Annotated in this window: 23 protein-coding genes; 6 read left to right on the top strand and 17 right to left on the bottom strand. The window is 67.1% G+C overall.

What is annotated here, in order from left to right:
* Positions 1 to 3 precede the first annotated feature (3 nt).
* Together HV766_RS21230 and HV766_RS21225 are read right to left on the bottom strand one after the other, a co-directional pair.
* Positions 4 to 1,032 (bottom strand): SPFH domain-containing protein, encoded by a 1,029-nt coding sequence (locus HV766_RS21230; protein WP_054452912.1) that lies wholly within the window; start codon positions 1,030 to 1,032, stop codon positions 4 to 6.
* A 41-nt stretch (positions 1,033 to 1,073) separates the two neighbouring features.
* Positions 1,074 to 1,460, bottom strand: coding sequence for a DUF350 domain-containing protein (locus HV766_RS21225; protein ID WP_054452914.1), 387 nt, complete (start codon positions 1,458 to 1,460; stop codon positions 1,074 to 1,076).
* A gap of 89 nt (positions 1,461 to 1,549) precedes the next feature.
* Here HV766_RS21225 and HV766_RS21220 point away from each other — a divergent pair, with 89 nt between their 5' ends.
* From HV766_RS21220 to HV766_RS21210, 3 genes are all read left to right on the top strand, one after another.
* Positions 1,550 to 3,061 (top strand): polyamine aminopropyltransferase, encoded by a 1,512-nt coding sequence (locus tag HV766_RS21220; RefSeq protein ID WP_054452916.1) that lies wholly within the window; start codon positions 1,550 to 1,552, stop codon positions 3,059 to 3,061.
* A complete protein-coding gene (locus HV766_RS21215) occupies positions 3,061 to 4,695 on the top strand; it encodes an NAD(P)-binding protein (protein WP_175181790.1) in 1,635 nt (544 codons plus the stop codon). Before HV766_RS21220 ends, HV766_RS21215 begins: the two co-directional genes overlap by 1 nt.
* A gap of 96 nt (positions 4,696 to 4,791) precedes the next feature.
* Positions 4,792 to 6,042: an NAD(P)/FAD-dependent oxidoreductase gene (locus HV766_RS21210; protein WP_175181789.1), complete on the top strand. Its 1,251-nt coding sequence runs from the start codon at positions 4,792 to 4,794 to the stop codon at positions 6,040 to 6,042.
* Positions 6,043 to 6,090: 48 nt separating this feature from the next.
* On the opposite strand, the gene HV766_RS21205 is transcribed toward HV766_RS21210, so the two are convergent.
* From HV766_RS21205 to HV766_RS21195, 3 genes are all read right to left on the bottom strand, one after another.
* Entirely contained in the window at positions 6,091 to 6,885 is a 795-nt protein-coding gene (locus tag HV766_RS21205) for an ABC transporter ATP-binding protein (RefSeq protein WP_013395026.1), read from the bottom strand.
* Between the two features lie 146 nt (positions 6,886 to 7,031).
* On the bottom strand, positions 7,032 to 7,919 hold the full coding sequence (locus tag HV766_RS21200) for an ABC transporter permease (RefSeq protein WP_054452922.1): 888 nt from the start codon (positions 7,917 to 7,919) through the stop codon (positions 7,032 to 7,034).
* Between the two features lie 418 nt (positions 7,920 to 8,337).
* Positions 8,338 to 9,309 carry an ABC transporter substrate-binding protein gene (locus HV766_RS21195; RefSeq protein WP_054452924.1) on the bottom strand — a complete coding sequence of 324 codons (972 nt, stop codon included), beginning with the start codon at positions 9,307 to 9,309 and terminating at the stop codon, positions 8,338 to 8,340.
* A gap of 272 nt (positions 9,310 to 9,581) precedes the next feature.
* Between HV766_RS21195 and HV766_RS21190 the strand changes: the two genes are divergently transcribed.
* Positions 9,582 to 10,538, top strand: a complete 957-nt coding sequence (locus HV766_RS21190; RefSeq protein ID WP_119449995.1) for an aldo/keto reductase — start codon at positions 9,582 to 9,584, stop codon at positions 10,536 to 10,538.
* Positions 10,539 to 10,580: 42 nt separating this feature from the next.
* On the opposite strand, the gene HV766_RS21185 is transcribed toward HV766_RS21190, so the two are convergent.
* The 11 genes from HV766_RS21185 to HV766_RS21135 all read right to left on the bottom strand — a co-directional run bounded on the left by HV766_RS21185 (position 10,581) and on the right by HV766_RS21135 (position 23,306).
* Positions 10,581 to 11,552 (bottom strand): Bug family tripartite tricarboxylate transporter substrate binding protein, encoded by a 972-nt coding sequence (locus HV766_RS21185; RefSeq protein WP_175181788.1) that lies wholly within the window; start codon positions 11,550 to 11,552, stop codon positions 10,581 to 10,583.
* Positions 11,553 to 11,744: 192 nt separating this feature from the next.
* The gene (locus tag HV766_RS21180; protein ID WP_175181787.1) at positions 11,745 to 13,286 is read right to left on the bottom strand and encodes a malonate--CoA ligase; all 1,542 of its coding nucleotides are present in this window, start codon (positions 13,284 to 13,286) and stop codon (positions 11,745 to 11,747) included.
* 5 nt (positions 13,287 to 13,291) lie between these two features.
* On the bottom strand, positions 13,292 to 14,083 hold the full coding sequence (locus HV766_RS21175; protein ID WP_119449998.1) for an enoyl-CoA hydratase/isomerase family protein: 792 nt from the start codon (positions 14,081 to 14,083) through the stop codon (positions 13,292 to 13,294).
* Between the two features lie 45 nt (positions 14,084 to 14,128).
* Positions 14,129 to 15,445 carry a malonyl-CoA decarboxylase domain-containing protein gene (locus HV766_RS21170; protein WP_175181786.1) on the bottom strand — a complete coding sequence of 439 codons (1,317 nt, stop codon included), beginning with the start codon at positions 15,443 to 15,445 and terminating at the stop codon, positions 14,129 to 14,131.
* On the bottom strand, positions 15,396 to 16,148 hold the full coding sequence (locus HV766_RS21165) for a GntR family transcriptional regulator (RefSeq protein ID WP_175163182.1): 753 nt from the start codon (positions 16,146 to 16,148) through the stop codon (positions 15,396 to 15,398). Before HV766_RS21165 ends, HV766_RS21170 begins: the two co-directional genes overlap by 50 nt.
* Before the next feature lie 167 nt (positions 16,149 to 16,315).
* Entirely contained in the window at positions 16,316 to 17,086 is a 771-nt protein-coding gene (locus tag HV766_RS21160; RefSeq protein WP_059372341.1) for a class I SAM-dependent methyltransferase, read from the bottom strand.
* A gap of 33 nt (positions 17,087 to 17,119) precedes the next feature.
* Complete coding sequence (locus HV766_RS21155) at positions 17,120 to 18,151, bottom strand: acyl-CoA dehydrogenase family protein (RefSeq protein WP_175181785.1); 1,032 nt, start codon at positions 18,149 to 18,151, stop codon at positions 17,120 to 17,122.
* A 5-nt stretch (positions 18,152 to 18,156) separates the two neighbouring features.
* Positions 18,157 to 19,344, bottom strand: coding sequence for an acyl-CoA dehydrogenase family protein (locus HV766_RS21150; protein WP_175181784.1), 1,188 nt, complete (start codon positions 19,342 to 19,344; stop codon positions 18,157 to 18,159).
* A gap of 4 nt (positions 19,345 to 19,348) precedes the next feature.
* Positions 19,349 to 20,317, bottom strand: coding sequence for a Bug family tripartite tricarboxylate transporter substrate binding protein (locus HV766_RS21145; protein WP_125473428.1), 969 nt, complete (start codon positions 20,315 to 20,317; stop codon positions 19,349 to 19,351).
* Between the two features lie 29 nt (positions 20,318 to 20,346).
* The gene (locus HV766_RS21140) at positions 20,347 to 22,431 is read right to left on the bottom strand and encodes an acetate--CoA ligase family protein (RefSeq protein WP_175181783.1); all 2,085 of its coding nucleotides are present in this window, start codon (positions 22,429 to 22,431) and stop codon (positions 20,347 to 20,349) included.
* Positions 22,428 to 23,306, bottom strand: a complete 879-nt coding sequence (locus HV766_RS21135) for an enoyl-CoA hydratase (protein ID WP_254593342.1) — start codon at positions 23,304 to 23,306, stop codon at positions 22,428 to 22,430. The genes HV766_RS21140 and HV766_RS21135 overlap by 4 nt, the downstream gene beginning before the upstream one ends.
* Positions 23,307 to 23,418: 112 nt before the next feature.
* On the opposite strand from HV766_RS21135, the gene HV766_RS21130 reads away from it, so the two are divergent.
* Positions 23,419 to 24,189 (top strand): IclR family transcriptional regulator, encoded by a 771-nt coding sequence (locus HV766_RS21130; RefSeq protein ID WP_119450004.1) that lies wholly within the window; start codon positions 23,419 to 23,421, stop codon positions 24,187 to 24,189.
* A 63-nt stretch (positions 24,190 to 24,252) separates the two neighbouring features.
* Here HV766_RS21130 and bktB read toward each other — a convergent pair whose 3' ends face one another.
* Entirely contained in the window at positions 24,253 to 25,434 is a 1,182-nt protein-coding gene (bktB, locus tag HV766_RS21125) for a beta-ketothiolase BktB (protein WP_054452951.1), read from the bottom strand.
* Between the two features lie 155 nt (positions 25,435 to 25,589).
* Here bktB and HV766_RS21120 point away from each other — a divergent pair, with 155 nt between their 5' ends.
* Positions 25,590 to 26,495, top strand: a complete 906-nt coding sequence (locus tag HV766_RS21120; RefSeq protein WP_175181782.1) for a LysR family transcriptional regulator — start codon at positions 25,590 to 25,592, stop codon at positions 26,493 to 26,495.
* The last annotated feature ends 63 nt before the right edge of the window (positions 26,496 to 26,558 follow it).

Here is a 26,558-nt window from a genome sequence, read left to right as displayed (position 1 = left end):
GCCTTAGCTGGTGAGTTTCTTCAGCACTTCGGCCTTGGCCGAATCGTAGTCCGCGGCCGTGATCAGGCCCTTGTCCAGCAGATCCTTGAGCTGCTGCAGCCGTTGCGCCGGATCCGCGCCCGCGGCGGCGGGCGCCTGCTGGGCGGGCTGCGGCGCGGCCTGCGGCTGCCCCTGGGCGCCTGCCAAGCCCGCGGCCATGGTCTGGCCCAGCGCCGCGCCGGCCGCCAGGCCCGCGCCGATGCCGGCGATGCCGCCTTCGTTCTGCGCGGCCATCGGTATGGCCGTGGCGGTCTGGTACTGGGTGAACTTGCCCAGGTCGCCGGCCATACCCATGGAGATCCGCGTGTCCAGCGCCTTCTGCAGCTCTTCCGGCAGCGACACGTTCTCGACCGTGAAGTTGTCCAGCTTGACGCCGTAGCGGTCGAACACCGGCGCCAGCTGTTCAGCGATGCTTTGCGACATCAGCCCCTGGTTGCCGGCCATGTCCAGGAACGGCACCTTGGAGCCGCCCAGCGCCGTCGTCATCGCCGCGACCACCATGTTGCGCAGTTGCGCTTCCAGGTCGTCGACGGTGTATTCGTCGCGCGTGCCGCTGATCTCGCGGTAGAACTTGGCGGGATCGGAGATCTGATAGGAATACACGCCGAAAGCGCGCAGCCGCACCATGCCGAATTCGCTGTCGCGCAGCGTCACCGGCTGCGCCGTGCCCCAGCGCCGGCCCAGTTGCAGGCGCGTGCTGAAGAAGATCACATCCGACTTGAAGGGAGACTCGAACAGCTTGTCCCAGTTCTTCAGGTAGGTCAGGATCGGCAGCGTCTGCGTGGTCAGCTTGTACATGCCGGGGCCGAACACGTCGGCCACCTTGCCTTCGTTGACGAACACCGCCATCTGCGATTCGCGCACGGTCAGGCTGGCGCCGTACTGGATTTCGAAATCCTGCATGGGATGACGCCAGGCGAGCACGCCGTCGCGGTCCTCGTTCCATTGCAGGATGTCGATGAACTGCTTGCGGATGAATGAACCGAGACTCATGAGTCGTTCTCCTGTCAGATCGAGTGCGGCGCGCGGCCGCGTCAGGTCAGGCTGGCGGCGTTGACGATGCCCGCGGCGATGGAAATCGAGCCGATCAGCCCGCCCATGGCGATGTTGTTTTCTTCGATGGCCTCGTTCATGCCGCGCACGGTCTGGGACACGCCCACGTACACGACCAGCTGCACCAGCATGGCCACCAGGCCCCACAGCAGGAACATGGCATAGCTGGCATGGATCGCGATGCTGGAGCACAAGGTGAAGCTGAAGCCGACCAGCGCGCCGCCATACGACAGCGCGGCGGCGATATTGCCTTCGCGGATCAGCTCGAATTCCTTGTAGCGCGTGACGGCCGTGTAGACCAAGGTGAAGACACCCAGCATGGCAAGCGCAGATGCCATGTAGATAAGATAGGTCACCACCGGATGCATTGCTTCTCCCATTGCCGCCCTCCTAATTGCGCGCAGTATATACGGCGCGTTCGATATACTGCGAACGCATTTTTCGTGTCGGACACCTCATGCGCGACCGCGTTCTCATCCTTTCGGTATTGATCGTCGCCTCCTGCGGTTTGGGCTATGAGCTCATCAGCAGCGCGCTGGCCAGCTATTTGCTGGGGGATTCGATACTGCAGTTCTCTTCCGTCATCGGCTGCTATCTCTTCGCCATGGGCATAGGTTCGTGGTTGTCAAAATATGTAAGAGACGAAGACGTTTTGAATCGCTTCATCGACGTGGAGCTGCTGGTCGCCCTGTTGGGCGGCGTCTCCGCCGCGGTGCTGTTCCTGGTCTTCGCCTGGCTTTCCGCGCCCTTCCGCGCCGCCCTGTATGTCGGCGTCTTCGTCATCGGCCTGATGGTCGGGATGGAGATTCCGCTGGTGATGCGAGTGTTCAATCAGCGCAAGGCCGAGTTCCGCGAAATCGTCAGCCGCGTGCTGACCTTCGACTACCTGGGCGCGCTGGCCGTGTCGCTGGTGTTTCCCCTGCTGCTCGCGCCCAAGCTCGGATTGCTGCGCACCAGTTTCCTGTTCGGCATCATGAACGCCAGCGTGGCGCTGTGGACCACCTGGCTGTTCCGCGCGGAACTGCGCAGGCCCGGCGAAAAAGCCATCCGCGCTGGGGTGGTGATCGGGTTTTTGGGGATGGGCTTCATCTATTCCGGCAGCATGACGGCCTGGGCCGAGAAAGGCCTGTACGGCGACGACGTGGTGCACGCGGAAACCACGCAGTACCAGCGCCTGGTGGTCACGCGCTGGCACGACGACCTGCGCCTGTACATCAACGGCAACCTGCAGTTCTCGTCGCGCGACGAGCACCGCTATCACGAAGCGCTGGTGCACCCCGGCCTGCAAGCCCTGCCCTGGGCGCGCAATGTGCTGGTGCTGGGCGGCGGCGACGGCCTGGCGGTGCGCGAAATCCTCAAGTACAAGAATATCGAACATGTGACGCTGGTGGATCTGGATCCGGCCATGACCGGCCTGTTCTCCCGCTCCGAACCGCTGGTCAAGCTGAACCAGGGGTCGCTGAAGGATCCCCGGGTCACGGTGATCAATGACGACGCCGGCCGCTGGCTGGAAACCCACGCCGAGGTCTATGACTACATCGTGGTGGATTTTCCGGACCCGTCCAACTTCGGCCTGGGCCGCCTCTACTCGGTCCCGGTCTATCACCTGATGGCGCGCCACCTGGCCGAGAACGGCTATATGGTGGTGCAGTCCACCTCGCCCTACTTCGCGCCGCGCTCATTCTGGAGCGTGGACGCCACCTTGAAGGAAGCCGGCCTGAACACCTGGCCGTACCATACCTACGTGCCGTCCTTTGGCGACTGGGGCTTCATTCTGGCCAGCAAGCGCCGCGACTACGAGCCGCCCACCACGATTACCGTGCCCACGCGCTACCTGGACCCGGTCACGACGCGCGAACTGTTCCACTTCCCTGCCGACATGCCCGCGCTGGCGATGCCTCCGAACCGTCTGAACGAGCAATCGCTCGTGCGCTACTTCGACGAGGACTGGCGCAAGGTCATCCGCTGATGCGGCGGCGCAGCTTCCTCTTGGGCGCGGCCACGGCCGCCGTCGCCGGCACCGCCGGGTACTACCGTTCGCGCATCGTCGAGACCACGCCGGAAATCCATTACCCGGGCATGCAGGCAGGCCATGCCTTGCGCGACGCAGCGGCCTGGCCGCAGCCCTCCGCCAGCCGCCAGCGCGACGTCGTGATCCTGGGCTCGGGCGTGGCAGGCCTGTCCTGCGCCTGGAAGCTGGCGCGCGAAGGGCACACGGATTTCCTGGTGGTGCTGGGCCCCGAACTCGAAGGCAACGCGGCCGCCGGCCAGCGCGACGGCCTGGACTACCCCTTGGGCGCGCACTACCTGCCGCTGCCCTCGATGGCCTCCACGCACATACGCGAAATGCTGGCCGATTTCGGCATCATCGAGCGCGGCGCAAGTACCCCCCGACCCTACTACGACGAGACCGCGCTGGTGCACTCGCCCCAGGAGCGTCTGCTGCGCGGCGGCCATTGGGAAGAGAACCTGCTGCCCATGAGCGGGCTGCCGGAAGCGGACCTGGCGCAGCACCGCAAATTTCTTGCGCTGATCGATCGTCTGCACACGCAGACCGGCAACGACGGCCGCAAGGTCTTCAGCATTCCGCTCACGCTGTCGTCGCAGGACCCGGCCTGGCGCGCGCTGGACGCGGTTACGTTCAAGCAATGGCTGGACCGCGAGGGCTATACCTCGCCCGCGCTGCACTGGTACCTGAACTATTGCTGCCGCGACGACTACGGCGCACAGTACGACGCGATTTCGGCCTGGGCGGGCCTGCACTACTTTGCCAGCCGCGACGGCCATGCCGAAAATGCCGGCGAAGGCGCGGTGCTGACCTGGCCTGGAGGCCTGTCGACGTTGATGCAGCGCATGCGCGACGCCATCACGAACAAGCTCGGCCATGCCGACTGGCTGGCCGCCGGCACGGCGGTCCGGGTACAGGAGACGCCTGCTGGCGCGCTGGTCACCTGCCTCGCCTCGTCTTCCAGCGCCTACACGGTGCAGGCGCGCCGCGCCGTGTGCGCGATGCCCTTGTTCGTGGCCCAGCGCATCCTGCCCGACATCCGCTCCTATGGCTACGATCCAGCGGTGCACGCGCCGCCGCACGCGCCCTGGATGGTGTCGAACTTCGTCATGGAAGGCTACCCGGCCGAAGCCCCGGGCGAACCGCTGTCCTGGGACAACGTCGTCTACCAGGGCAAGGCGCTGGGCTATGTCGTCTCCACGCACCAGCTGCTGCGCGTGGCCCGCACGCCGCGCTGCGTCTTCACGGCGTATCACGCGCTCAGCGGGCGGACGCCCCAGGCCGCGCGCGAGTGGCTGGCCCGCGCCAGTCCGGAAGAACTGCGGGCCGAGGCCGCGTCCGACCTGGTCGCGGCCTACGGCAAGGAGTTCTGGCGCCATGCGCGCCAGCTGGAAATCACGGTGCGCGGCCACGCCATGGCCTCGCCGCTATGCGGCTACCTGTCCAATCGGGGATTGGCCGCGCTGCGCGACGTGGACGGTCCGGTGCTGTTCGCGCACTCAGACCTTTCAGGCTATTCCGTATTCGAGGAGGCCTCGTGGTGGGGCGTGGCCGCGGCAGGACGGATCATGGGCCAGAAGCCGCCGCAGGCCTGAAGTTCGCGCGCCGCATTTTCTCCGGCCGCCTGCAATACAATTCCGCGAGCTTGCCGGGCATCACGGCACCTCCTGACCGGACTCAGATAAAAAGACATGGGAAAGCACGTCGTTGTCCTAGGCGCGGGTATCGTGGGCGTCTGCTGCGCCCTGGAACTGCAGCGCCGCGGCCTGTCCGTCACGCTGGTGGACCGGCAGGAGCCGGGCCTGGAAACCTCGCTGGGCAACGCCGGCGTGATCGCGCGCAGTTCGCTGATGCCGTTCAACCACCCCGGCTTGTGGCCGCAGTTGCCGCGGCTGCTGAAGAACGACACCGTGCAGTTCCGCTACAAGCTGAGCTATCTGGCGCGGAACCTGGGCTGGGCCGCCCGCTTCCTGCTCAACGCCCGGCCGGCGGTGTTCAGGCAGACCGTGGAGGCGCTGGATGGCCTGATCCGGCTTTCGGCGCCCGAGCATCTGCGGCTGCTGAACGAATCGGGCGCGGCGCACCGGCTGCGCGATACGGGTTGGGTTTTCCTGTACCGCTCGGAACAGGGCTGGAACAGCGGCGAACTGTCGCGCAAGACCTTTGCCCAGTACCAGGTGCCGACCCAGGTCTTGCAGCCCGCGGAACTCGCGGAGATCGAACCCGCGCTTGCGCCCATCTTCCACCGCGCCCTGTGGATCCAGGGCTCCTACTCTGTCGATGACCCGCACGAAGTGGTCGCGGCCTATGCCGCCCTGTTCCGGCGCTCGGGCGGCGCGTTCCAACGCCTGACCGCCAGCGCCATCCGCCGCGAGGGCCAGGGCTGGATCGTGCAAGGCGCGCAGGGGTCCGGCGGATCAGTGGCTGCGGATCGATTGGTGGTGGCGCTGGGTCCCTGGTCGAAGGGCCTTTTGAAAACGGCGGGCATAGACCTGCCCATGGCGTTCGAGCGCGGCTACCACATGCATTACAGCGGCGCAGACGGCGCCAGCCTGACACGCCCGGTCTACGACACCGGCGGCGGCTACGTGCTGTCGCCCATGGCACGCGGGCTGCGCCTGACCACGGGAGTGGAACTGGACGCCTGCGAAGCGCCCGCCCGGCCGCTGCAGCTGGACCTGGCGGAGGCGCGGGCCCGCGAGGCGTTTCCGCTGGACCGGCGGCTGGACGCCGAGGCGTGGCTGGGGCGGCGTCCGACGCTGCCCGACAGCCGGCCGATGATAGGCGAAGCGCCGCGCCATCCCGGCCTGTGGCTGGCGCTGGGCCACCAGCACATCGGCTTCAGCACCGCGCCCGGCACGGCCAGGATACTGGGAGAACTGATGTGTGATGGCGGCGCTGCCTCGCGCCACGAGGCCTTCCGGCCGGGTCGGTTCATCTAGGGCGGCAGGAAGCCGCCGGCTGTGGTTCACACAACCGGCGCCTGGCGCTTACCCCAGCAACAGGGCGTCGTCCGAGATCTTCTCGCCGCGCACGCGCTCGAACATGGCCAGCAGATCCGGCACGTCCATGCCGCGGCGCTCGTCGCCCGACACATCCAGCACCACCTGCCCTTGATGCAGCATGACGGTGCGGTCGCCCACGTCCAGCGCCTGGCGCATGCTGTGGGTCACCATCATCGTGGTGAGCTGGCTTTCGGCCACGATGCGCGCGGTCAGCTGCAGCACGAAGTCCGCCGTGCGCGGGTCCAGCGCCGCGGTGTGCTCGTCCAGCAGCAGGATGCGCGAGGGCTGCAAGGCCGCCATCAACAGGCTGACCGCCTGGCGCTGACCGCCAGACAGCAGGCCGATGCGGTCGGTCAGGCGGTTTTCCAGGCCCAGGCCCAGCGTGGCCAGGCGCTCGCGAAAGCCCTCCTTCATGGAGGCCTTGACCGCGCGGCTGTAGCCGCGGCGCGCGCCGCGCATCTGCGCCAGCGCCATGTTCTCTTCGATGGTCAGGTCTTCGCAGGTGCCGGCCATGGGGTCCTGGAACACGCGGGCCACACGGCCCGCCCGCGCCCACACCGGCTGGCGCGTGACGTCGACGCCATTGATGTCGATGCGGCCGGAGTCGACCGGCAGGTCGCCCGACACTGCATTCAGGAAGGTGGACTTGCCGGCGCCGTTGGAGCCGATGACGGTCACGAACTGGCCCGAGGGGATCTCCAGCGACAGGCCGCGCAAGGCGCGGGTTTCGATGGGCGTACCCGCGTTGAACGTGATCTTGAGGTCTTTTGCGGACAACATATTTCAGTACTCCATTGTGCAATCGCAGCACACAGGCCACATCAATTCCATACAGCCCGATCGGGGCCGCCGCGGAGCCGGCTTTGCCGGTCCGCGCGCGGCGCCCCCTTGAGGGGGAAGCGCCGCAGGCGCTTCGGGGGTGGGCCTCATCCTTTCTTGCCGACCAGGCGGCGCTTGAGCATGGGAATGACCAGGGCAAACGTGACCAGCACCGCAGTGACGAGGTTCAGGTCTTGCGCCTTCAGGCCGATGAAATCGCTGTTCAGCGCCAGGGCGATGAAGAAGCGGTAGACAATGGCGCCGATGATGACGGCCAGCGTGGCCAGCACCAGCTTGCGCGACGGCAGGATGCTTTCGCCCACGATCACCGCGGCCAGGCCGATCACGATGGTGCCGATGCCCATCGAAATGTCCGAACCGCCCTGGGTCTGCGCGAACAGCGCGCCCGCCAGCGCGACCAGCGCGTTGGACAGCGCCATTCCGCCCAGAATCATGCGGCCGGTGTTGACGCCCTGGGCGCGGGCCATGCGGCCGTTGGAACCGGTGGCGCGCACCGCCAGGCCGGTCTGCGTGGCGAAGAACCAGTCCAGCGCCAGTTTGGCCAGGATCACGATCACGATCAGGATCAACGGGCGGGCGACGTAGTCCGACAACCACTCAGGCTGCAGGATGGTGAATACGGTGGGTTCGGTGATCAGCGGGACATTGGGCTTGCCCATGATGCGCAGGTTGACCGAGTACAACGCGATCATCATCAGGATGCTGGCCAGCAGATCCATGATCTTGAGCTTGACGTTCAACCAGCCGGTGACCAGCCCGGCTGCGGCGCCAGCGATGGTGGCGATGACGGTAGCCATGAACGGGTCGGTGCCCGAGGCGATCAGCGTGGCACAGACCGCGCCGCCCAACGGGAAGCTGCCGTCAACGGTCAGGTCCGGGAAGCGCAACAGGCGGAACGAGATATACACGCCCAGAGCCACCAGGCTGAAGATCAGGCCGATCTCCAACGCACCTAACAACGAGAACAATGACATGGGTCAAATCCAATCAGTAAGAAGCGGGCATATTAAAAACTTGCACGAAGGCAAGAAACGAGCATATTAAAGAGTTGCCGCGTCGGATATCTTGCGTTTCGGGGTCAGTTTTACCCCAGCTTTCGCAAGAAACGTTTCCCTGCGAGGGATTTTCTCCGGTTTCCTGCCAAAGCCTTCCCGTGCCGGACGGCCGGGCCGCCAGCATGAGTCTGCAGGACCATTCAGGGAGCAAAAACGCCGGGCGGGCACAACGCCGTAAGGCGGGCCGCCGGCCATTCAAGACCAGCACATTGCGCCGGGCCGCGAGCATCTTGTGAATGCTGCCGCCCTGAAGACCATGGGGTAAGGCAAGACACCAGAACATAAAACAAGCCCCGCTCACGCCGGGTAGGCATGGCGGGGCGGGTACGGCTGATTATTACTTCACAACCACCGCGGCCGACTTGATGATCGCATCGGACAGGGTCACGCCCTGCTTGGCGGCAGCGCCCGGGTTCACGTAGAGCTCGAGCTTGGAGATGGTTTCCGAGGGAATGGCGCCGGGCTTCTCGCCCTTCAGGATGCGCACCACCACCTTGCCCGTCTGCACGCCCAGGTCGCGGTAGTTGATGCCCAGGGCGGCGATGCCGCCGCGCTTGACGCTGTCGGTGTCGGAAGCGATCAGGGGGATCTTGGCGTCGTTGCCGACCTTGACCAGCGACTCATAGGCCGACACGACGTTGTTGTCGGTGTTGGTGTAGATGACGTCGACCTTGCCGATCAGGCTGCGGGCGGCGGAAGCCACGTCCACCGAGCGCGGCGCTGCCGCTTCGACCAGGCTCATGCCAGACTTCGGCAGGATTTCCTGCAGCTTCTTCACGACCACGACCGAGTTGGCCTCGCCCGGGTTGTAGACGATGCCCACGCGCTTGGCGTTAGGGACGATTTTCTTGATCAGTTCGACCTGCTTGTCCAGGGCCAGCAGATCCGACACGCCGGTCACGTTCGTGCCCGAGGCGTCCATGCTGGCGACCAGTTGGGCAGCGACCGGATCGGTCACGGCGGAATACACCACCGGCACGTCCTTGGTAGCGGCGACGACGGCCTGTGCCGACGGCGTGGCGATCGCGACGATGGCGTCGGGCTTGTCGCCGACGAACTTGCGCGCGATCTGGGCGGCGGTGCCGTTGTTGCCCTGGGCGCTCTGGTATTGCCACTTCAGGTTCTTGCCCGGCTCGTAGCCGGCCTGCTTGAGGGCATCCTGCACCCCGTCACGCACGGCGTCCAGCGCCGGATGCTCGACGATGGCGGTGACCGCCACGGATTTCTGCTGCGCGGACACAGGCGCGGCGATAGCCATCGCCAGCGCCATGGCGCCAACCGTCAGAAAATGTTTTTTTCCGATCAGCATAGATAAGCTCCTTGAACCCTTGTTTTTGCTCATTATTACGGCGCCGCTGGCGGCTCCCCGCCGGCCGGACTAGCCATAAAGCCGTATAGTCTAACTTGCCGCCCACCCAAAGCGTTTCGGGGGAATCCCTGAAATGGTGCATGCCGCAACAGCATGCCCCGCAGCGGGGCGCAGCGGCGTCAATATACTGAAAAGCCCGGAATCGCAGCGGCCGGATCCGCAGAAACCGGACTTCTTTCGCGCCGCCAACCGCAGCATCCAGAGGCCTCACCATGATCAAACGCGCATTGGGCCGTTCCGGCCTGCAGATTCCTCCCCTCACCTTCGGCGGCAACGTCTTCGGCTGGACCGTGGACGAAGCCGGCACGTACTCGCTGCTGGACGCGCTGGTTGACGCCGGCCTGAACTTCATCGACACGGCGGATGTGTATTCGCGCTGGGTTCCGGGCAATCAGGGCGGCGAATCCGAGACCCTAATCGGCAAATGGCTGAAGCGCTCCGGCAAGCGCGACCGCGTGCTGATCGCCACCAAGGTCGGCATGGAAATGGGACCCGACGCCAAGGGCCTGGCGCCCGCCTACATCCGCCGTTCGCTGGAAGCCTCGCTGGCCCGGCTGCAGACGGACCACATCGACCTCTACCAGTCGCACCAGGACGACCCCGACACACCGCTGACCGACACCCTGGCCGAATACGCCAAGCACATCGAGTCCGGCAAGGTGCGCGCCATCGGCGCCTCCAACTACACCGCGGTGCGGCTGTCCGAAGCGCTGATCGCGAGCGAACGGCACAGCCTGCCGCGCTACGAGAGCATCCAACCGGAATACAACCTGTACCGCCGCGAACCCTTCGAGTCCGGGTTGCAAAGCCTGGTGAAGACGCAGCAGATGGGCACGATCAACTATTACGCCCTGGCCAGCGGATTCCTCAGCGGCAAGTACCGCAGCCCCGCGGACGCGGGCAAGAGCCCGCGCGGACGCAAGATCGTCGACACCTATCTCAACGACCGCGGCTACCGGATCCTGAAAGCGCTGGACGAAGTGTCCGAGGACGCCGGCTGCACGCCCGCCCAGGCCGCGCTGGCCTGGCAGATCGCGCAACCCGGCATCACCTCGCCCATCGTCAGCGCGACCTCGCTCGAGCAACTGGACGAACTGGTCAAGGCGGCCAGCCTGGCGCTGACGCATGATCAGTTGGCCAAGCTGAGCCAGGCGAGTGAATGGCGGTGAGGGAGGGCGCGCGCCACGTGGCGCACGCCTGACTCGCGGCCATCAATCCAGCTTCACCCCCGAGTCCTTCACCACCTTGGCCCAACGCCCAACCTCGCTATCGACGAACTTGCCGAACTCGGCGCCGGTCAGGGTGGGCACGGCCGAGCCGTTGCCGGCCCAGGTTTCCTTGATCTTCGGCGCATTCAGGGCCTTGGTGATCTCGGCGCTCATCCGATCCACCGCTTCCTTGGGCGTGCCAGCGGGCGCCCAGATCGCGTACCAGGTCGACACCACGTAGTTCGGTACGCCGGCCTCGGCGGCGGTGGGCACGTCGGGCAGCGATTGCGAGCGTTCGGTGGCAGCCACGGCCAGGGGCTTGATCGTGCCGGAGCGTATATGGCCGGCGGACGAACCCAGGCCGTCGAACGCCAGGTCCACCTGTCCGCCGATCAGGGCCGACAGCATGGGTCCGGCGCCCTGGTAGGGCACGTCCACCAGTTTGATGCCGGTCTGCATGGCGAACAGCTCGCCGGCCAGGTGATGCGTGCTGCCCTTGCCGGCAGTGCCGAAGTTGATTTCTCCGGGACGCTTCTTGGCGTAGTCGATCAATTCCTGCACCGTCTTCACCGGCAGCTTGGACGGATTGATGACGATGACCTGCGGCGGCTGGGCGACCAGCGCGACCGGCACGAAGTCCTTCTGGATGTCGTAGTTCAGGTTCTTGTACAGCGAGGGGGCCAGCGCATGGTGCGCGCCGCCCATGAAGAAGGTGTAGCCGTCAGGCCTGGCCTTGGCCGCGACGCCCGCGCCCACGGTTCCGCCCGCCCCGCCCTTGTTGTCGATGACCACGGGCTGGCCCAGCTGCGTGGTCAGTTGCTGGGCCAGCGGACGGGCAAAGGTGTCCGTGCCGCCGCCTGCGGGGAACGGGACGATCAGCGTGATCGGGCGTTCGGGCCATTGTGCGGCGGCGACGCCGCCAAAGCCCAGGGCGGCCACGGCGAATACGGCCGCGGTGGTGGTGCGATATTTCATATTGTCTCCTCTTGCTGCAGCATGGGGACGGCGCGGTTATGTGCGTCTCGTCTCTTAAAGTTTTTGTATGGAATGGGCTGCTGGGACTTGCGGTTTTTTTGGGGGCGAGCGCTCCTGAAAGATGGCCTGCGCATCACACGCTGGGCCTGAAGAAAACCCGCTCCCCAGATCGGGGAGCGGTCGGCGCGTACGTCAGAGCGCCTTGTAGGTTTCGCGCAGCACGTTCTTCTGCACCTTGCCCATGGTGTTGCGCGGCAGTTCGCCGATGATGTGCACGCGCTTGGGCACCTTGAAATTGGCGATGCGCGATTTCAGCTCGGCCTGCATCGCGTCCGCGTCCAGCGCCGCGCCGTCCTTGGGCACCACCACGGCCACCACGGCCTCGCCGAAGTCTGCGTGCGGCACGCCGATGACCGCCGATTCGGCCACGCCGGGCATGTCGTCGATCAGCGTTTCGATCTCCTTGGGGTACACGTTGAAGCCGCCGGAAATGATCAGGTCCTTGCTGCGGCCCACGATGGACAGGTAGTCGGCGGGCACGTCGCGTCCCGCGGACTCGCCGCCCCAGCGGCCCACGTCGCCCGTCTTGAACCAGCCGTCGGCGGTGAATTCCTCGGCGGTCTTTTCCGGCATGCGCCAGTAGCCCGAGAACACGTTCGGCCCGCGCACCTGCACGTTGCCGATCTCGCCCGGCGCCAGCGCGATGCCGGCATCGTCGACCACCCGCACCTGCACTTGCGGCAGAGCGCGGCCCACGGTACCCGCCAGACGTTCGCCCAGCTTGGCGTCATAGGGATTGGAGGTAAGCATGACCGTCTCGCTCATGCCATAGCGTTCCAGGATGGCGTGGCCGCTGCGTTTCTGGAAGTCCGAGAAGGTCTCTGCCAGCAAGGGCGCCGAGCCCGAGATGAAGAGGCGCATGTTGGCGCAGACGCTGCGGTCAAAGCGCGGGTCGGCCAGCAGACGCACGTAGTACGTTGGCACGCCCATCATCACGGTGCTCTGCGGCAGGTAGTGCAAGGCCTGCTCGACGTCGAGCTTGGGCAGCCAGATCATCCTGGCCCCTGCCAGCAAGGCGCCATGCGAGGCCACGAACAGGCCGTGCACATGGAAGATCGGCAGCATGTGCAGCAGCACGTCGTCCGGGCGCCAACCCCAATAGTCGTGCAGCACGCGGGCGTTGGCGGCGAGGTTGCCGTGCGACAGCATCGCGCCCTTGCTGCGCCCGGTGGTGCCGGAGGTGTACAGGATGGCGGCCAGATCGTCGGGCTTGCGCGCCACGGTCTTGAAAGTCTGCGGCAGGCCGCCCGCGGCATCCAGCAGCGTGCCGCTGCGGTCTTCATCCAGCGTGTACACGTGCGCGGTGCCCGCCTTGTCTGCCGCGCGCTGCACCCAGTCCAGGTTCTTGCTGGCGCAGACCACCACGGCCGGCTCGGCATTACCCAGGAAGTACTCGATTTCCGATTCGCGGTAGGCGGTATTCAGCGGAAGGTAGACCAGGCCGGCACGCAAGGTGGCCAGGTACAGCAGCAGCGCTTCGGGCGACTTTTCGACCTGCACCGCCACGCGCGAACCGGCCGGCAGATCCAGCGAGGTCAGCAGATTGGCCAGGCACGCGGTGGCGCGATCGATGTCGTCCCAGGTGTATTGCAAGTCGGGCGTTTCCAGCGCGACTTTGCTGCGGTCTTTGGGAAAGCCGCCTTGCAGGACAGCATATAGATTAGCGTTGGTCACCTTGTCTAGTCTCCGGAAAAGGAAGGGTCCACGCCGGCCAGGAAGGCGCGCACGCCCTCCTTGTGGTCCCGGCTGTCGGCGTACGAGAAATAATCCTGGTATTCGTCTTCGGTCAAGGCGCCGCCGGCGGCGAGCCTGCGCGACAGGCGCTTGTTGATGCGGGCGGCCAGCGGCGCGCCAGCCGCGATGCGCTCGGCGCTGCGTTTGGCCGCGTCGACCACCTGGTCGTCGGGAACGACGCGCGTCAGCAGGCCCAGCTCGCGGGCCTCGGCCGCGCCGAACACGCGGCCTTCGAGCAGGATGGCCAGGGTGGCGGCGCGTCCGACCAAGGCCAGCAGGCCGCTCATTTCGTCCGGCGCCATGGGAAATCCCAGGCGGTTGATCGGCACGCCGAAACGCGCGGATTCGCCCGCGATCCGCAGATCGCACTGGCTGGCGATCTCAAGCCCCCCGCCCACGCATACGCCTTCGATCTGCGCGACGACCGGATGCGGACACAGGGCGACCGCCTGCAAGGCAGGCGCCAGCACCTGGCGGTGGTAGCGCTGCACGCCGGCCATGTCGCCGCGCTGCGCGGGGAACTCGCGAATGTCGGCGCCGGCGGCGAAGTTGCCGCCCTCGCCGCGCACGATCACGCAGCGCACGGTATCGTCCTGCGCAATGCGCGTGAATACGTCCCGCAGTTCATGCCACATGCCCACGGTAATCGCGTTCAGGCGCCCCGGGTGCGATAGCGTCACCCGCGCCAGATCGCCCTCGCGTTCCAGCAGCACGCGGCCGGCCACGTTGTCCGTCATGTCTCCTGCCCTCTTTCTTATGTAGTTGCGCCGCGGGCGCGACGCCTATGCCACCCGCCCCACGCCGCGGCTGACCTGGGGCTTGCCCTCGCCCAGCCGGGCCAGGTTGTCATCCAGCTCGTCGAGGTCGTAGAGGTAGTTCACCATCAAGCCGCAGGACTGCTTGAGTCCCTTGGGCGAGGTATCCGCGGCCCAATTGAGCCGTTCGATGCGCGCGCCATTGCCCAGGTGGAAACGCGCCACCGCGTCCACCGGCATGCCGTTCTTCATGGACTGCAGATAATTGGCTGTCAGGCGGAAACCCGCGCGCTTGACCACGTCGGCGGCCTTGCCCTGGGCCGCCTTGGCCAGGCGCGCAACCCAGCGCCGCCCGTCGGGCACGCCCTCGCGCTTGCGCGCCTTGGCGCGCACCTTGTCCTCGCGCACGATGGCCTCCACCGCCTCGGCGTCCAGCTTGCCCAGCCAGTCGGCGAAGCCCGGGATGGGCGACAGCGTGGCGAAGGACTTCAGCTTGGGCAGTTCATGCAGCAGCTGCTCCACCACGCGCTTGAGCAGGAAGTTGCCGAAGCTGATGCCCTTCAGGCCGGGTTGCGTGTTGGAGATGGAATAGAAGATGGCCCAGCGCGCCTTGTCCAGGTCCTGCGGCGGCAGGGTGCTGTCCAAAAGCACCTGCACGTTGTCGGCCATCTGGCTGGCGAAGGCGACTTCCACGAAGATGAGCGGCACGCCCGGCATCTGCGGATGGAAATAGGCGTAGCAGCGACGGTCCGGCGAAACGCGGCGGCGCAGGTCGTCCCAGGAGGTGATCTCGTGCACGGCTTCGTAAAGGATCAACTTTTCCAGTAGCGATGCAGGCGAATCCCAGGTCAGCGGCCGCAGTTCCAGCAGGCCCACGTCGAACCAGGCGGACAGCAGACCCTCGAGGTCCTTGTCCAGCATCTGAATGCCCGCCACCTGCTTGCGCCAGCGCAGCATGTCCGCGCGCAGCTCCACCAGGAAGCGCAGGCCCTGGGGCTGCGCATTGAAGCGCTTGAAGAGGCGCGCGCCCTCGCCGCCTTCGCCAGCGTAGCTGCCGCGCGCCTGCGCCAGCGCGGTCAGCATCAGCCGGCGGTCCTTGCCGTCCGCGGCGCTGTACTGCTCGCACCAGCGGCGGGCCAGCTTGTTGGCGGCCACGTCGGTCAGGCGCGCTTCGAACAAGCGCCGGACTTCGGATTCACTGGGCAGCCGGCCGCGTTCCCACAGCTTGCCCAGGCGGGACATCAGGCCCGCGCTTTCGGCGGCGGCCGCTTCATCGATGGCCTCGGCCTCGGGCTCAGGCGTGCGTGCGCCGCGCGCGGGCGCGAGATTGGCGGGTGCGGACATGGGCGGGCTCCTCGATGACGATGGGATCGGACGGCGCCGCATCGGCGGCGTCCGCATGGCTCAATGCGCGCAGCGCTTCCAGCTGGCGCATCAGGTGGTTGTGCGCGAGCGCCTGCGCGGCCTCGCTGTCGTGCGCCTTGAGCGCTTCGAATATGGCCAGGTGCTCGGCGCAGGACTGCTGGATGCGGCCGGGCTGGGACAGGCTGCGGTGGCGCGACAGGCTCAGCACCTTGCGCAGATTGCCCACCATGTCCGACAGCCATTGGTTGCCGGCCAGGGCCTGCACCGCTTCGTGGATCAGGTAGTTGGTCTTGTAGTAGGCATCGATGCGGCCAGCCTGGGCATGGCCCGCCAGCGCCGCGTGCAGGGGTTCAAGCTCGGCCAATTGGGCATCGCTGGCCTTGCGCGCGGCCTCGAAGGCGCAGCGCCCTTCCAGCATGGCCATCAGCGGGAAGATGTCTTCCAGGTCTTGCGCCGAGAGTTCATTGACGAAGCAGCCGCGGCGCGGCTCCAGCCGCACCAGCCCCTCGGTGGCCAGCACCTTGAGCGCCTCGCGCAAAGGGGTGCGGGAGATGCCCAGCTCGCCCGCCAGGCGCAATTCGTCTATCCATTCGCCGTTGCGCAGGGAACGCGCGTGGATCATGCCGCGCAGGCGATCCGCGACTTCCAGGTAGAGGGCTTGCCGGACGATGGGAAGGGTCATGGGTCAGCGGCCTGGACTGCACCGTAATTCATAATTATGAATAAGACCATGATAGTGCTGGATGCGGGAAAAAGAAAACCCCTTGCTCCTCGGTAGCTACCCTAGGAATAAAAAGGGCCTCCGGCATCCGGAGGCCCTTCGATTCATCCCGAAAAAAGGGGACAAAATCAGAAGTGCAGCACCCCATCGACCGCGTGGCGGGTCAGGGAGCGGGCCCAGCGGCGCGCCGGCAGGCCGTATTTGGCCTCCACCACCTCGGCCCTGGCCAACAGCTCGGCGGGGGTGACTTCCAGGCGCGGGCCGGAGAACGCCAGCACGATCTGGTTGCCCGCCTCGACCTCGGGCAGCAGCACGATGCGATCGTCGAAGGCCTTGGACAGGTTGTCGATGTTCTTGCCGAAGCTCTCGTGGCGGCCGAACAGGTTCACCGCCAGCACGCCGACCTCGCCCAGCACGCGGCGGCAGTCGCGGTAGAACTTGACGCTGTCGCGCACCGGTCCCTCGGCCATGGCGTCGTACAAGTCCACCATCAGCACCGGGCAACGCCCCGCGTTGAGCGGATCGGCCACCCAGGCGCCGGCGTCGGCGTGTTCGACTTCGAGGCGGTTCGCGCCGGGCAGGCGGAAGAACATATGGCAAGCCGCCGTCACCCGCGGATTCCATTCCACCGCCAGCAAGGGGCTGCGCGTGTGCTTCACGCAGTAGCGCGCCAGCGAGCCGGCGCCCAGGCCCAGCATGCCGATGGCTTCGTCCTTGGGCGGCTCCAGGAACAGCAGCCAGGCCATCATCTGGGCGGTGTACTCGAGCACCAGCTCCGACGGGTTCTTGATGCGCATGGCGCCCTGGACCCAGACGGTGTTGAAGTGCAGATAGCGGACGCCGTCCACCTCGGACAGGGTCGGCTGGTCCAGCTCGGAAGGAAAGTTCGATTTATGCATGGCGGCGATTGTAGGTCGGACGCCGCCTCTGCGTCAGGCGGCCAGCCGGCCGTCCCCGCTCTCCCAGATGCGTTCCAGCAGTTCCGCGCGGGACGTTTCGGCTTGCAGGCCGGCCGCCAGCCGCAGCACCCGCTTCAGGTAAAGGTGCGCATCGCACTCCCAGGTGACGCCCAACGCGCCGTGGACCTGGATGGCGTTCTGCGCCGCGCGCCGGCCCGCCTCCACCGCAAGCAATGGCGCGAACAGGCTGTCGCGTTCCGCCGAAGCCGCGCCCGCGTCATGCGCCGCAACCGCTGCCACGCCCGCCAGCCTGGCGTCGTCCAGGGCCATCCAGTCTTCCGCCAGCCGGTGCTTGATCGCCTGGTTGGCGCCGATGGCGCGGTCGAACTGCCGGCGTTCGCGTGCATGGGCCGCCGCCATGTCCAGCGCGGCCGAGGCAGCGCCCAGCAGCTCCGCCGAACGCAACAGGCGCAGGCGCGTCCGCAGGCGCTCCCAGGTTCCCGCCTCGACCTCCAGATCGACGCTGTCCAGCAATTGCGGGCGGGTCACACGCGCCACCGGCATGGTGGGATCGAGCCGCGCCTCGCCGGATACGGGCGCCAGCGCCTCCAGGCGCAGGGCGGTGGCGCTCAAGCGCCGCACGGCCAGTGCACGCACGCCCTCGCCCGCGCCTTCGATGAAGACCGATCCGTCGGGACGCACGGCAGCGTCAGCAAAGTAGGTGTCGCCCGCCATCACGGCGGCAGCCCATCCCGCGGCCGGCCCCGCCGCGCACAGGGTCGGCAGTATCGCCATGTTGGCCGCCAGCGGCAGGCTCAACAGGTGCCGCCCGGCGGCTTCGGCCACGATCCAGGCTTCGCGCATGCCCAGCCCCAGTCCGTCCTGCGCGGCCGGCGCCAGCAACGCCGGCCAGCCCTGGGCGGCGATCTCGCGCCATTGCGCCAGGCGCGCTTCATAGGGTTTGCCGGCCGCGGCGCGTGCCGTGGCGGGCGGATGGCGGTCGGCCAGAAAGCGCCGGGCCGCGTCGTCCAGCATGCGCTGGTCTTCGGTCGGATGCAGATCCATGAGGTTCAAGCCTTGGGCAGGCCGAGCATCTGCTCGGCGATGATATTGCGCTGGATTTCGGAGGTGCCGGCCAATATGGTTTCGGCGCGCGACCACAGATAGGCATGCGTCAGTTCGGCGGCATGCGCGTCGCTCGCGTCGTCCGCCAGGCAGGCATCCTCGCCCAGCAGTTGCAGCGACAGTTCCAGCAGCCGCTGATGCGCTTCGCTCCAATGGATCTTGGTGGAAGACCCCTCGGGCCCCGGCGGATCGCCGCGCATCGCGCCGGCCAGCGCGCGCTGCGACTTCAACGCCAGCACATGGCTGTCGGCCGCGAGCCGCGCCCACTGATGGCGCACCGCCGCCGAGGACGCCGGAACGTGGCCGTAGGCGTCGGCGCGCAACGCCAGTTCGCGCACCTGGCGCAGTTCCTGCGCGAAGCGCACCAGCCGCGGGATGAAGTAGGTGCCGCGCTCGAAGCTGGCCGCGGCCATGGCGATTTTCCAGCCCTGGTTCGGCGCACCTAGCAGGCAGTCTTCAGGCACGAACACATCCTCGAAGAACACCTCGCAGAATTCGGCCTCGCCCGTGATCTGCCGGATCGGTTCGACCCGCACGCCCGGGCTGCGCATGTCCACCAGCAGGAAGCTCAGCCCCTTGTGCCTGGGCGCCTGCGCATCGGTGCGCGCCAGCACGAAGCACCATTGCGCGCGGTCGGCGAACGAGGTCCAGATCTTGTGGCCGTTCAAGCGATAGCCGCCCGGCGCCGCCTCCGCCCGCGTGCGCACCGACGCCAGGTCGGAGCCGGCGCCCGGCTCCGAATAGCCCTGGCACCAGACCTCGCGGTTCGACAGGATGCCGGGCAAAAAGCGGCGCTTCTGCGCCTCGGTGCCGAAATGCAGCAGCGTCGGCGCCAGGATGCCGTGCCCGATCAGGTTCACGCCCAGCGGCGCGCCGCAGCGCGCGTGCTCTTCGTGGAACACTGCCTGCCGCGACAGCGGCAGGGCGCGGCCCCCGTGCTCCTTGGGCCAGCCCAAACCGGACCAGCCGTTGGCGCACAGGGTGTCTTCCCATGCCCGCCGGAAATCAAGGTTGCGCGGCTCGGCCCCGCCCGGCCAATCCTTGACGAAACCGGCGTAGGCCGATGCCAGCCAGCCGCGCAAGTCCAGGCGGAACGCCTCGTCTTCCCGCGCGGCGCTTTCCAACTGCGTCATGCCATTACTCCAGGCGGATGTTCGAATCGCGCGCGACCTTGGCCCACGTGGTCACGTCCTGGCGGATGAAAGCGGCGAAGGTCTTGGGATCGCTGCCGATGATGTCCAGGCCCAGGCCCGTGAATTGCGCCTTGACGTCGGGCTGCTGCAGGATCTGCGCGAGATTGCTGTAGATCTTGTCCACCACCGGCTGCGGCGTACGCGCCGGCGCCACCAGGCCCAGCCAGGGCATGGCGGAATAGCCCGGCAGGCCCGAGGCCGCGACGGTCGGCAGGTCCGGCACCGAGGCCGAGGGCTGGGCGGTAGTCACCGCCAGCACGCGCAGCTTGCCGTCCTTCACGAAGGGGCCGGATGAGGCCCAGGCGTCGAACATGACCTGCAGGCGGCCCGCCACCAGATCGTTGAGCGCTGGCGCGCTGCCCTTGTACGGGATGTGCGTCATCTGCACGCCCGCCATGCTGTTGAAGAGTTCAGCTTCCAGATGGGTCGAGCTGCCGGTGCCGACCGAACCGTAGCTGACCTTGCCCGGATTCGCCTTCAGGTAGGCGATCAGCTCGCCCACGTTCTTGGCCGGCACCGAGGGATGCACTTCCAGCACGTGCACCACCGAGGCCACCTGGCTGATGGGCGCGAAGTCCTTGATCGGGTCGTAGTTCACCTTGGCGTAGATGCTGGGTGCGATGCCCAGCGACGAAGCCGCCATCAGCAAGGTATAGCCGTCGGGTTCGGCGCGCGACACGTAGTCGGACGCGATCATGGTGCCGCCGCCCGGCTTGTTTTCCACGATTACCGGCTGGCCCAGCTTGCCGCTGAGCTTTTCCGCCAGCAGGCGGCTCATGATGTCGGTCGCGCCTCCTGGCGAGAACGGCACCACGATGCGTATCGGACGGTTGGGATAGCTGTCCTGGGCCATGGCCGGACCCGTGACGCCGATGCAAGCCAGCGCGACGCCGGCCAATAGTTTCTTCATCATGCTTGTCTCCTCCTGGGATGGATTGCGCGCTAGGCGCTACGGGTTGCGGGCAGGATCAGCGCGTCCAGTACCGCAACGCCCTGTCCAGCCTCTTTGATCAGCAATGGATTGACTTCGATTTCCGCCACATGCGCGGGCGCGGCAAGCAAGGCATTGCCCACGGCCACGATGCTGCGGCACGCGGCCGCCACGTCGGCCAGGGGCTTGCCGCGATAACCGTCAAGCAGCGCGTAGGCCTTGAGCTCCTGCAGCATTTGCAGCGCAATGTCCTCGTCCACCGGCAGCAGGCGATGGCTGGTGTCCTGGTACAGCTCGGTCAGCACACCGCCCAGCCCCACGGTCAGCACCGGACCGAAGACGGGATCGCGCGTGGCGCCGACGATGATCTCGGCCACGCCGCGCTCCATCTTCTGCACCATCACGCCGTCGATCCGCGCCCCTGGCTGCGCCGCGGCCGCCGCCCGCGTCACCTCGCCGTACGCGCGGCGCACGGCGTCGTCGTCGGCCAGGTTCAGCGCCACGCCACCCGCCTCGGTCTTGTGGGCGATGTCGGCGCTCAGTATCTTCAGGGCAACCGGATATCCGGCCTCCCGCGCCTGCGCGACGGCTTCATCCGCGTTCGCGGCCACCTTGGTCCGCGCTTGCGGCAGGCCGAAAGCAGCCACGTACCCGCGCGCATCCGCTTCATTGCAGGGCACAGCCGGCACCGCTGGCGCGTCCAGTTGCGGCGCCGCCGCGATGCGCTTGGCGCCGCGCGCCTCGCACCACAGCAGGTAAGGCGCCAGGGCCGCGACCGCGAGACCCAAGTCCTCGAACACGGCCACCTCGGCGTCGCGCAAGGCCGCGCGGCTCTGGGCCAGGCCGGTATCGATGGCGACGAACAGGCGCTTGTGCCGGCGCGACACGTCCGTCAGCGCGTCGGCCATGCGGTCCAGCATGTAGCCGGGCGCATACACGACGACCGCGTCGATCGCATCGGTGGTGGCCAGCGCTTCCAGCACGGTATGCACAAAGGCGGGATCGTTGACCACGTTGCCGGTCACGTCCACCGGATTGCCGACCATGCCGTAGTCGGGAATCCCGCCGCGCAGTACCGCCTGCAGGTCCGGCGGCAGATCGGGCAACTCCAGTCCTGCGCCGATGAACTTGTCCGCCAGGATGGCGCCCAGCGCGCCCGACATGGTCAGCACCGCGACGCGCTTGCCCGCCGTGCGGTGGCGCAGCGTGGCCAGGCTGGCCAGATGCGCCATCTGCGCGAAATCGGTGGCCTCGATCACATTCAATTGGCGGAAGGCCGCCCCGTACACGCGCCGGTCCCCGGCCAGCGCCGAGGTATGCGACTGTACCGCCTGCGCGCCCTTGTCCGTGGTGCCGGCCTTCAGCGCGATCAGCAACTTGCCCTGGCGCTCCAGTTCGCGGCAGGCGCGCTTGAAGCGCTCGCCATCGCGCAACTGTTCTATGTAGCCCAGGACGATTTCCGTCTGCGGGTCGGCCGCCAGGTACTCCAGGTATTGCGAGAAATCCAGGCAGGCTTCGTTGCCGGTGTTGATGAAATGCGAGAACGGCAGGTCCAGCCGGCGCGCGATCGCGTACACCGCCGCGCACACGTTGCCGCTTTGCGTCAGCAGGCTGACCTTGCCCGGCCCCGTCTGCGCCGGCGCGGTCTTGAAGACCGAGGCGAACGCCGTGTAGGCCTGCGTGTTCAGGTTGGCGAAGCCCATGCAATTCGGGCCCGCCACGGCCATGCCGCTTTCGGCCACGAAGGCCTCCAGCTCGTCCTGCAGGCGCGCGCCCTCGCCGCCCGCTTCGGCAAAGCCCGCGGCGTAGACGATGGCGGCGCGCACGCCCTTTGCGTGGCAGCGGCGCAGCATGGGCGTGACGTCCGCGGCCGCGATGGCCAGCACCGCCAGGTCCACCGCCTCGGGCACGGACTCGATGTCCGGCCAGCAGCGGCGGCCGAAGACTTCCTGGTACTTCGGATTCACGGGATAGATGCCGCCCGCATAGCCGAAGCGCGTCAGCAGATCCAGCGGCATGCCGCCGATGCGCCCTGCGTCGGCGCTGGCGCCGATCATCGCGATGGAGCGCGGGTTGAGCAAGGGGTCCAGAGTCATGCTGCCTCACCCGTTTTGCCGCCGGGCCGCCCCAAGGCAAAAGGCGCCCCCTCGGGGGGCAGCGCGCTTGCGTCGCGTGGGGCCATTTGCTCGTTGCGCTGGATGGCTTGCGCCAGGCCGCGTGCACGGACGGCCTGGAACTCCTCGCTCAGATGCGACAGCTGGTGCGTATCGAAATGCGCCGACAGAGCGGTGCGGAAACCCTGTGCGTCCGCGGTGCGGTTCAGCGAGCGCTTGATGAGGCGCAGGCCGAAGGGCGGCGCCTGGGCAATGCGCTGCGCCAGCGCCAGGGTCGCGGCGTCCAGCTCGGCCTCGGGCACCACGCGGTTCACCATGCCGATGCGCAGCGCTTCCTGCGCGTCCACCTTTTCGCCGGTGTAGAGCATTTCCTTGGCCTTGCGCAGCCCCATGACCCAGGGATGGATCAGCACCTCGGTGGCGGCGGCCGCCAGCGTGTGGCCGACGGGATCCGAAAAATAGGCGGTGTCGGAGCACACCACCAGATCGCACATATTGGCGATCATGAAACCGCCCGCCACGCAGGCGCCCTGCACCTGCGCCACCGTCGGTTTGGGAAAGTCCCAGATGCGCATGCAATAGCCGTAGTAGCGGCGCGACTCGTAATCCCAGCGCTCCTCCACCGTGAAGTCGGCGCGTTTGGCCTGGGCTTCCTTCAGGTCATGGCCCGCGGAAAAATGCGCGCCGCGCCCGGCCAACACCACGACCCGTACCGAGTCGTCCTGTTCTGCGCGCGTCAACGCGTCATCCAGTTCGTCCAGCATCTGCTGGCTTTGGGCATTGCGCGCGGATTCGCGCGCCAGGCTGATGCGGCATACCGAGTCGTGCCGCTCGACGGCCAGGGTGGCGTATTCCATGGTCTCCTCGTCCTTGTTCCGCCGCGCCTTGAGAGGCGGCGCGGTCGACTGGATTGAATTAACGCACCTGGAATCCTAAAATACAAAATATTCAATCAATATTTCCCACATTATGAACAACAGTGGATCCACAGGCGGTACCCAGAGCATGCGGCGCGCCCTGGGCCTGCTGCGCGTACTGGCGCAGCACCAGGAAGACGGCATAGACCTGCAAGGCGTCATGGCCGAGGCCGGACTGGAACGCTCCACCGCGCACCGGCTGCTCAGTTGCCTGCTGGAAGAGCAATTCGCCGAGCGCGACGCCACAACCCGGCGCTACCGCCTGGGCGTGGACTCCATGCAACTGGGATTCGCGGCGCTGCGGCGCACGCCGCTCCTGGACGCGCTGCGTCCGTTTGCGCAGAAGCTCGCGCGCCTGTCGGGCGACACGGTGTTCCTGGTGATACGCCAGGGCGACTACGCCCTGTGCCTGCTGCGCGAGGCTGGCTCGTTCCCCGTCAAGGTATTCACCATCGACCAGGGGGAGCGGCGTCTTCTGGGCGTGGGCGCGGGCGGCCTGGCGCTGATGGCCACCCTGCCCGACGAGGAAATCGCCGCGCTGTACGCACGGCACTCCGCCACTTACGCGCAGATCGGCGCATCCAGCGCTGCCCTGATGAAATCGGTCAGGCAGGCGCGCGCAGCGGGCTATTCGGAAATCGTGGACACCATCACGCCCGGCGTGTCGGGCGTGGGCGTGGCGTTCCGGGTGTCGGAACTGACCTGGGTGGCATTCAGCTTTGGCGCGATCAGCAGCCGGCTGGACGCGCCGCGGCGGGCGCAGATGGGCGCGCTGCTGCGCGCCGAGTGCCAGGCGTGGGCCCAGGACTACCTGGAAAAATAAAGCCCCCTCGCGCAGCGAGGGGGCAGTCTTGCGGCCGGGCGCCCAGAGGCGCCCCTAGGCGTTTCAGATCCGCTCGAAGATGGCGGCAATGCCCTGCCCGCCGCCGATGCACATGGTCACCAGCGCGTAGCGCCCGCCCACGCGCTGCAGTTCGTGCAGCGCCTTGACGGTGATGATGGCGCCGGTGGCCCCGATGGGGTGGCCCAGGCCGATGCCGCTGCCGTTGGGGTTCACCTTGGCCGGATCCAGCTTCAGTTCGCGCGACACCGCGCAGGCTTGCGCCGCGAACGCTTCGTTGGCTTCGATCACGTCCAGCTGATCCACCGTCAGGCCGGCGCGCTTGAGCGCGGCCTGCGTGGCCGGCACCGGACCGATGCCCATGATGTTGGGGTCCACGCCCGCGTGGGCATAGGCCACCAGGCGCGCCAGCGGCTTGACGCCGCGCTTGGCCGCGACCGAGGCGTTCATCAGCACCACGGCGCCCGCGCCATCGTTCAGGCCCGAGGCGTTGCCCGCCGTCACCGTGCCGTTTTCCTTCTGGAACACCGGCTTCAGGCCCGCAAGGTTTTCGGCCGTGACGTCGCGGCGCACATGCTCATCGGTGTCGAACACCACTTCGCCCTTGCGCGACTTCATGACCACCGGCACGATCTGGTCGCGGAAGTAGCCCGCGTCGATGGCAGCCGCGGCGCGGCGATGCGATTCCGCAGCCACGGCGTCCTGGTCCTGGCGGCTGATGCCGAACTTGGCCGCCACGTTCTCGGCGGTCACGCCCATGTGCATGCGGCCGAACGGATCCGACAGCGCGCCGGTCATCATGTCCAGCATCACGCTATCGCCCATGCGCGCGCCCCAGCGCTGCGCCGGCGCGATGTACGGCGCGCGGCTCATGCTTTCGGCGCCCGCGCCGATGGCGATTTCGGCATCGCCCAGCATGATGGTCTGCGCAGCCGACACGATGGCCTGCAAGCCCGAACCGCAAAGGCGGTTGACGTTGAAGGCGGGGGTTTCCTTGGCGATGCCGGCGTTCATGGCCGCCACGCGCGACAGGTACATGTCGCGAGGTTCGGTGTTGATGACGTGGCCCACGGCGACGTGCCCGACCTCATCGCCCTTGACGGCGGCGCGTTCCAGCGCGGCCTTGATGACGGTTGCGCCCAGGTCGCACGGCGGCACGTCTTTCAGCGCGCCCCCGAAATCGCCGATGGCGGTGCGGACGGCGGACGCGACGATGACTTCATTCATGGTGTTTCCTCCTTGTAATGCGTTCCATCATACCGCCGCCGTCTTGTGCCCGGGGCTGGCGCGGCGTGAATGCCCGATACCGAAGGGATAGCACCAATACCCCTATCGATACGAACTTCATATCATCCATGCCCAATGCCATCTGGAGCGCCCGCATGGATTTCCGTCATCTGCAGCAGTTCCTGGTCCTGGCCGAAACGCTGAATTTCCACCGCGCTGCCGAAAAACTGCACATGTCGCAGCCGCCCCTGTCCGTCTCGATACGCAAGCTCGAAGAGATGGTGGGAGTGCCGCTGTTCCTGCGCGGACGCCAGGGCGTGAAACTCACCGAAGCCGGCCTGGCCGCGCTGGACGAGGCGCGCCGCGCCCTGTTCCATGCCGAACAGTTCCGGCAGGCGGCGCGCGCCGGCGCCGCGGGCGAAGGCGGCACCGTGCGCATCGGTTTCGTGGGCTCGGCCACGCACGGCGTGCTGCCGCGCATCCTGCCGCAGTTCCGGCAACGCTATCCCGGCGTCACCGTGGTGCTGCGCGAAGCCACCTCCATACGCATCATGCAGGAACTCGAAGAAGACACGCTGGAGATCGGCATCGTGCGCGTGCCGGTGGCGATGGGATCGAACGTGCGGCTCGCGCCGCTGACGACCGAGAACTTCGCGCTGGCCGTGCCCAAGACGCATCCGCTCGCGCGGCGCGGCCGCATCCGCCTGGCGGACCTGGCCGACGAGGCCTTCATCATGTACACCGCCACCGAGGCTGCCGGCCTGCGCATGGCCGCCATCAACGCCTGCCAGCTACGCGGCTTCACGCCCCGCATCACGCAGGAGGCGGTGCAGGTGCAGACGCTGCTCAGCCTGGTGGAAAGCGGCCTGGGCGTGGCCCTGGTACCAGCCGGCGGCCGGCGCCTGCCCGGCACCAACGTCGTCTACAAGACGCTGCCCGATTTTCCCGCGGATGCAACGATCGGCATTTCGCTGGCATGGAACCCCGCGACCGAACGCAGCGCCACGCGCAACCTGCGCGAAATGGCCAGTCAGGCGTTCCGGGACAAGAACGCGAAATAAGCGCGCCGCTTGCGGCAACACGGCCGCCAGGCTTAGGATGGAGCATGGGTTTTATCCTCACCA

It is taken from the genome of Achromobacter aegrifaciens, from assembly GCF_902859735.1.
In the GTDB taxonomy this organism is placed as follows: domain Bacteria; phylum Pseudomonadota; class Gammaproteobacteria; order Burkholderiales; family Burkholderiaceae_B; genus Achromobacter; species Achromobacter aegrifaciens.
The sequence above is the reverse complement of the archived record's forward strand: the minus strand, read 5'-3'. Positions and strand labels throughout refer to the sequence as shown.

Bases quoted from the DNA above. Each gene is read 5' to 3' on its own strand.
- HV766_RS21230 (WP_054452912.1), bottom strand. From the start codon at position 1,032: ATGAGTCTCGGTTCATTCATCCGCAAGCAGTTCATCGACATCCTGCAA.
- HV766_RS21225 (WP_054452914.1), bottom strand. From the start codon at position 1,460: ATGCATCCGGTGGTGACCTATCTTATCTACATGGCATCTGCGCTTGCC.
- HV766_RS21220 (WP_054452916.1), top strand. From the start codon at position 1,550: ATGCGCGACCGCGTTCTCATCCTTTCGGTATTGATCGTCGCCTCCTGC.
- HV766_RS21215 (WP_175181790.1), top strand. From the start codon at position 3,061: ATGCGGCGGCGCAGCTTCCTCTTGGGCGCGGCCACGGCCGCCGTCGCC.
- HV766_RS21210 (WP_175181789.1), top strand. From the start codon at position 4,792: ATGGGAAAGCACGTCGTTGTCCTAGGCGCGGGTATCGTGGGCGTCTGC.
- HV766_RS21205 (WP_013395026.1), bottom strand. From the start codon at position 6,885: ATGTTGTCCGCAAAAGACCTCAAGATCACGTTCAACGCGGGTACGCCC.
- HV766_RS21200 (WP_054452922.1), bottom strand. From the start codon at position 7,919: ATGTCATTGTTCTCGTTGTTAGGTGCGTTGGAGATCGGCCTGATCTTC.
- HV766_RS21195 (WP_054452924.1), bottom strand. From the start codon at position 9,309: ATGCTGATCGGAAAAAAACATTTTCTGACGGTTGGCGCCATGGCGCTG.
- HV766_RS21190 (WP_119449995.1), top strand. From the start codon at position 9,582: ATGATCAAACGCGCATTGGGCCGTTCCGGCCTGCAGATTCCTCCCCTC.
- HV766_RS21185 (WP_175181788.1), bottom strand. From the start codon at position 11,552: ATGAAATATCGCACCACCACCGCGGCCGTATTCGCCGTGGCCGCCCTG.
- HV766_RS21175 (WP_119449998.1), bottom strand. From the start codon at position 14,083: ATGACGGACAACGTGGCCGGCCGCGTGCTGCTGGAACGCGAGGGCGAT.
- HV766_RS21170 (WP_175181786.1), bottom strand. From the start codon at position 15,445: ATGTCCGCACCCGCCAATCTCGCGCCCGCGCGCGGCGCACGCACGCCT.
- HV766_RS21165 (WP_175163182.1), bottom strand. From the start codon at position 16,148: ATGACCCTTCCCATCGTCCGGCAAGCCCTCTACCTGGAAGTCGCGGAT.
- HV766_RS21160 (WP_059372341.1), bottom strand. From the start codon at position 17,086: ATGCATAAATCGAACTTTCCTTCCGAGCTGGACCAGCCGACCCTGTCC.
- HV766_RS21155 (WP_175181785.1), bottom strand. From the start codon at position 18,151: ATGGATCTGCATCCGACCGAAGACCAGCGCATGCTGGACGACGCGGCC.
- HV766_RS21150 (WP_175181784.1), bottom strand. From the start codon at position 19,344: ATGACGCAGTTGGAAAGCGCCGCGCGGGAAGACGAGGCGTTCCGCCTG.
- HV766_RS21145 (WP_125473428.1), bottom strand. From the start codon at position 20,317: ATGATGAAGAAACTATTGGCCGGCGTCGCGCTGGCTTGCATCGGCGTC.
- HV766_RS21140 (WP_175181783.1), bottom strand. From the start codon at position 22,431: ATGACTCTGGACCCCTTGCTCAACCCGCGCTCCATCGCGATGATCGGC.
- HV766_RS21135 (WP_254593342.1), bottom strand. From the start codon at position 23,306: ATGGAATACGCCACCCTGGCCGTCGAGCGGCACGACTCGGTATGCCGC.
- HV766_RS21130 (WP_119450004.1), top strand. From the start codon at position 23,419: ATGAACAACAGTGGATCCACAGGCGGTACCCAGAGCATGCGGCGCGCC.
- bktB (WP_054452951.1), bottom strand. From the start codon at position 25,434: ATGAATGAAGTCATCGTCGCGTCCGCCGTCCGCACCGCCATCGGCGAT.
- HV766_RS21120 (WP_175181782.1), top strand. From the start codon at position 25,590: ATGGATTTCCGTCATCTGCAGCAGTTCCTGGTCCTGGCCGAAACGCTG.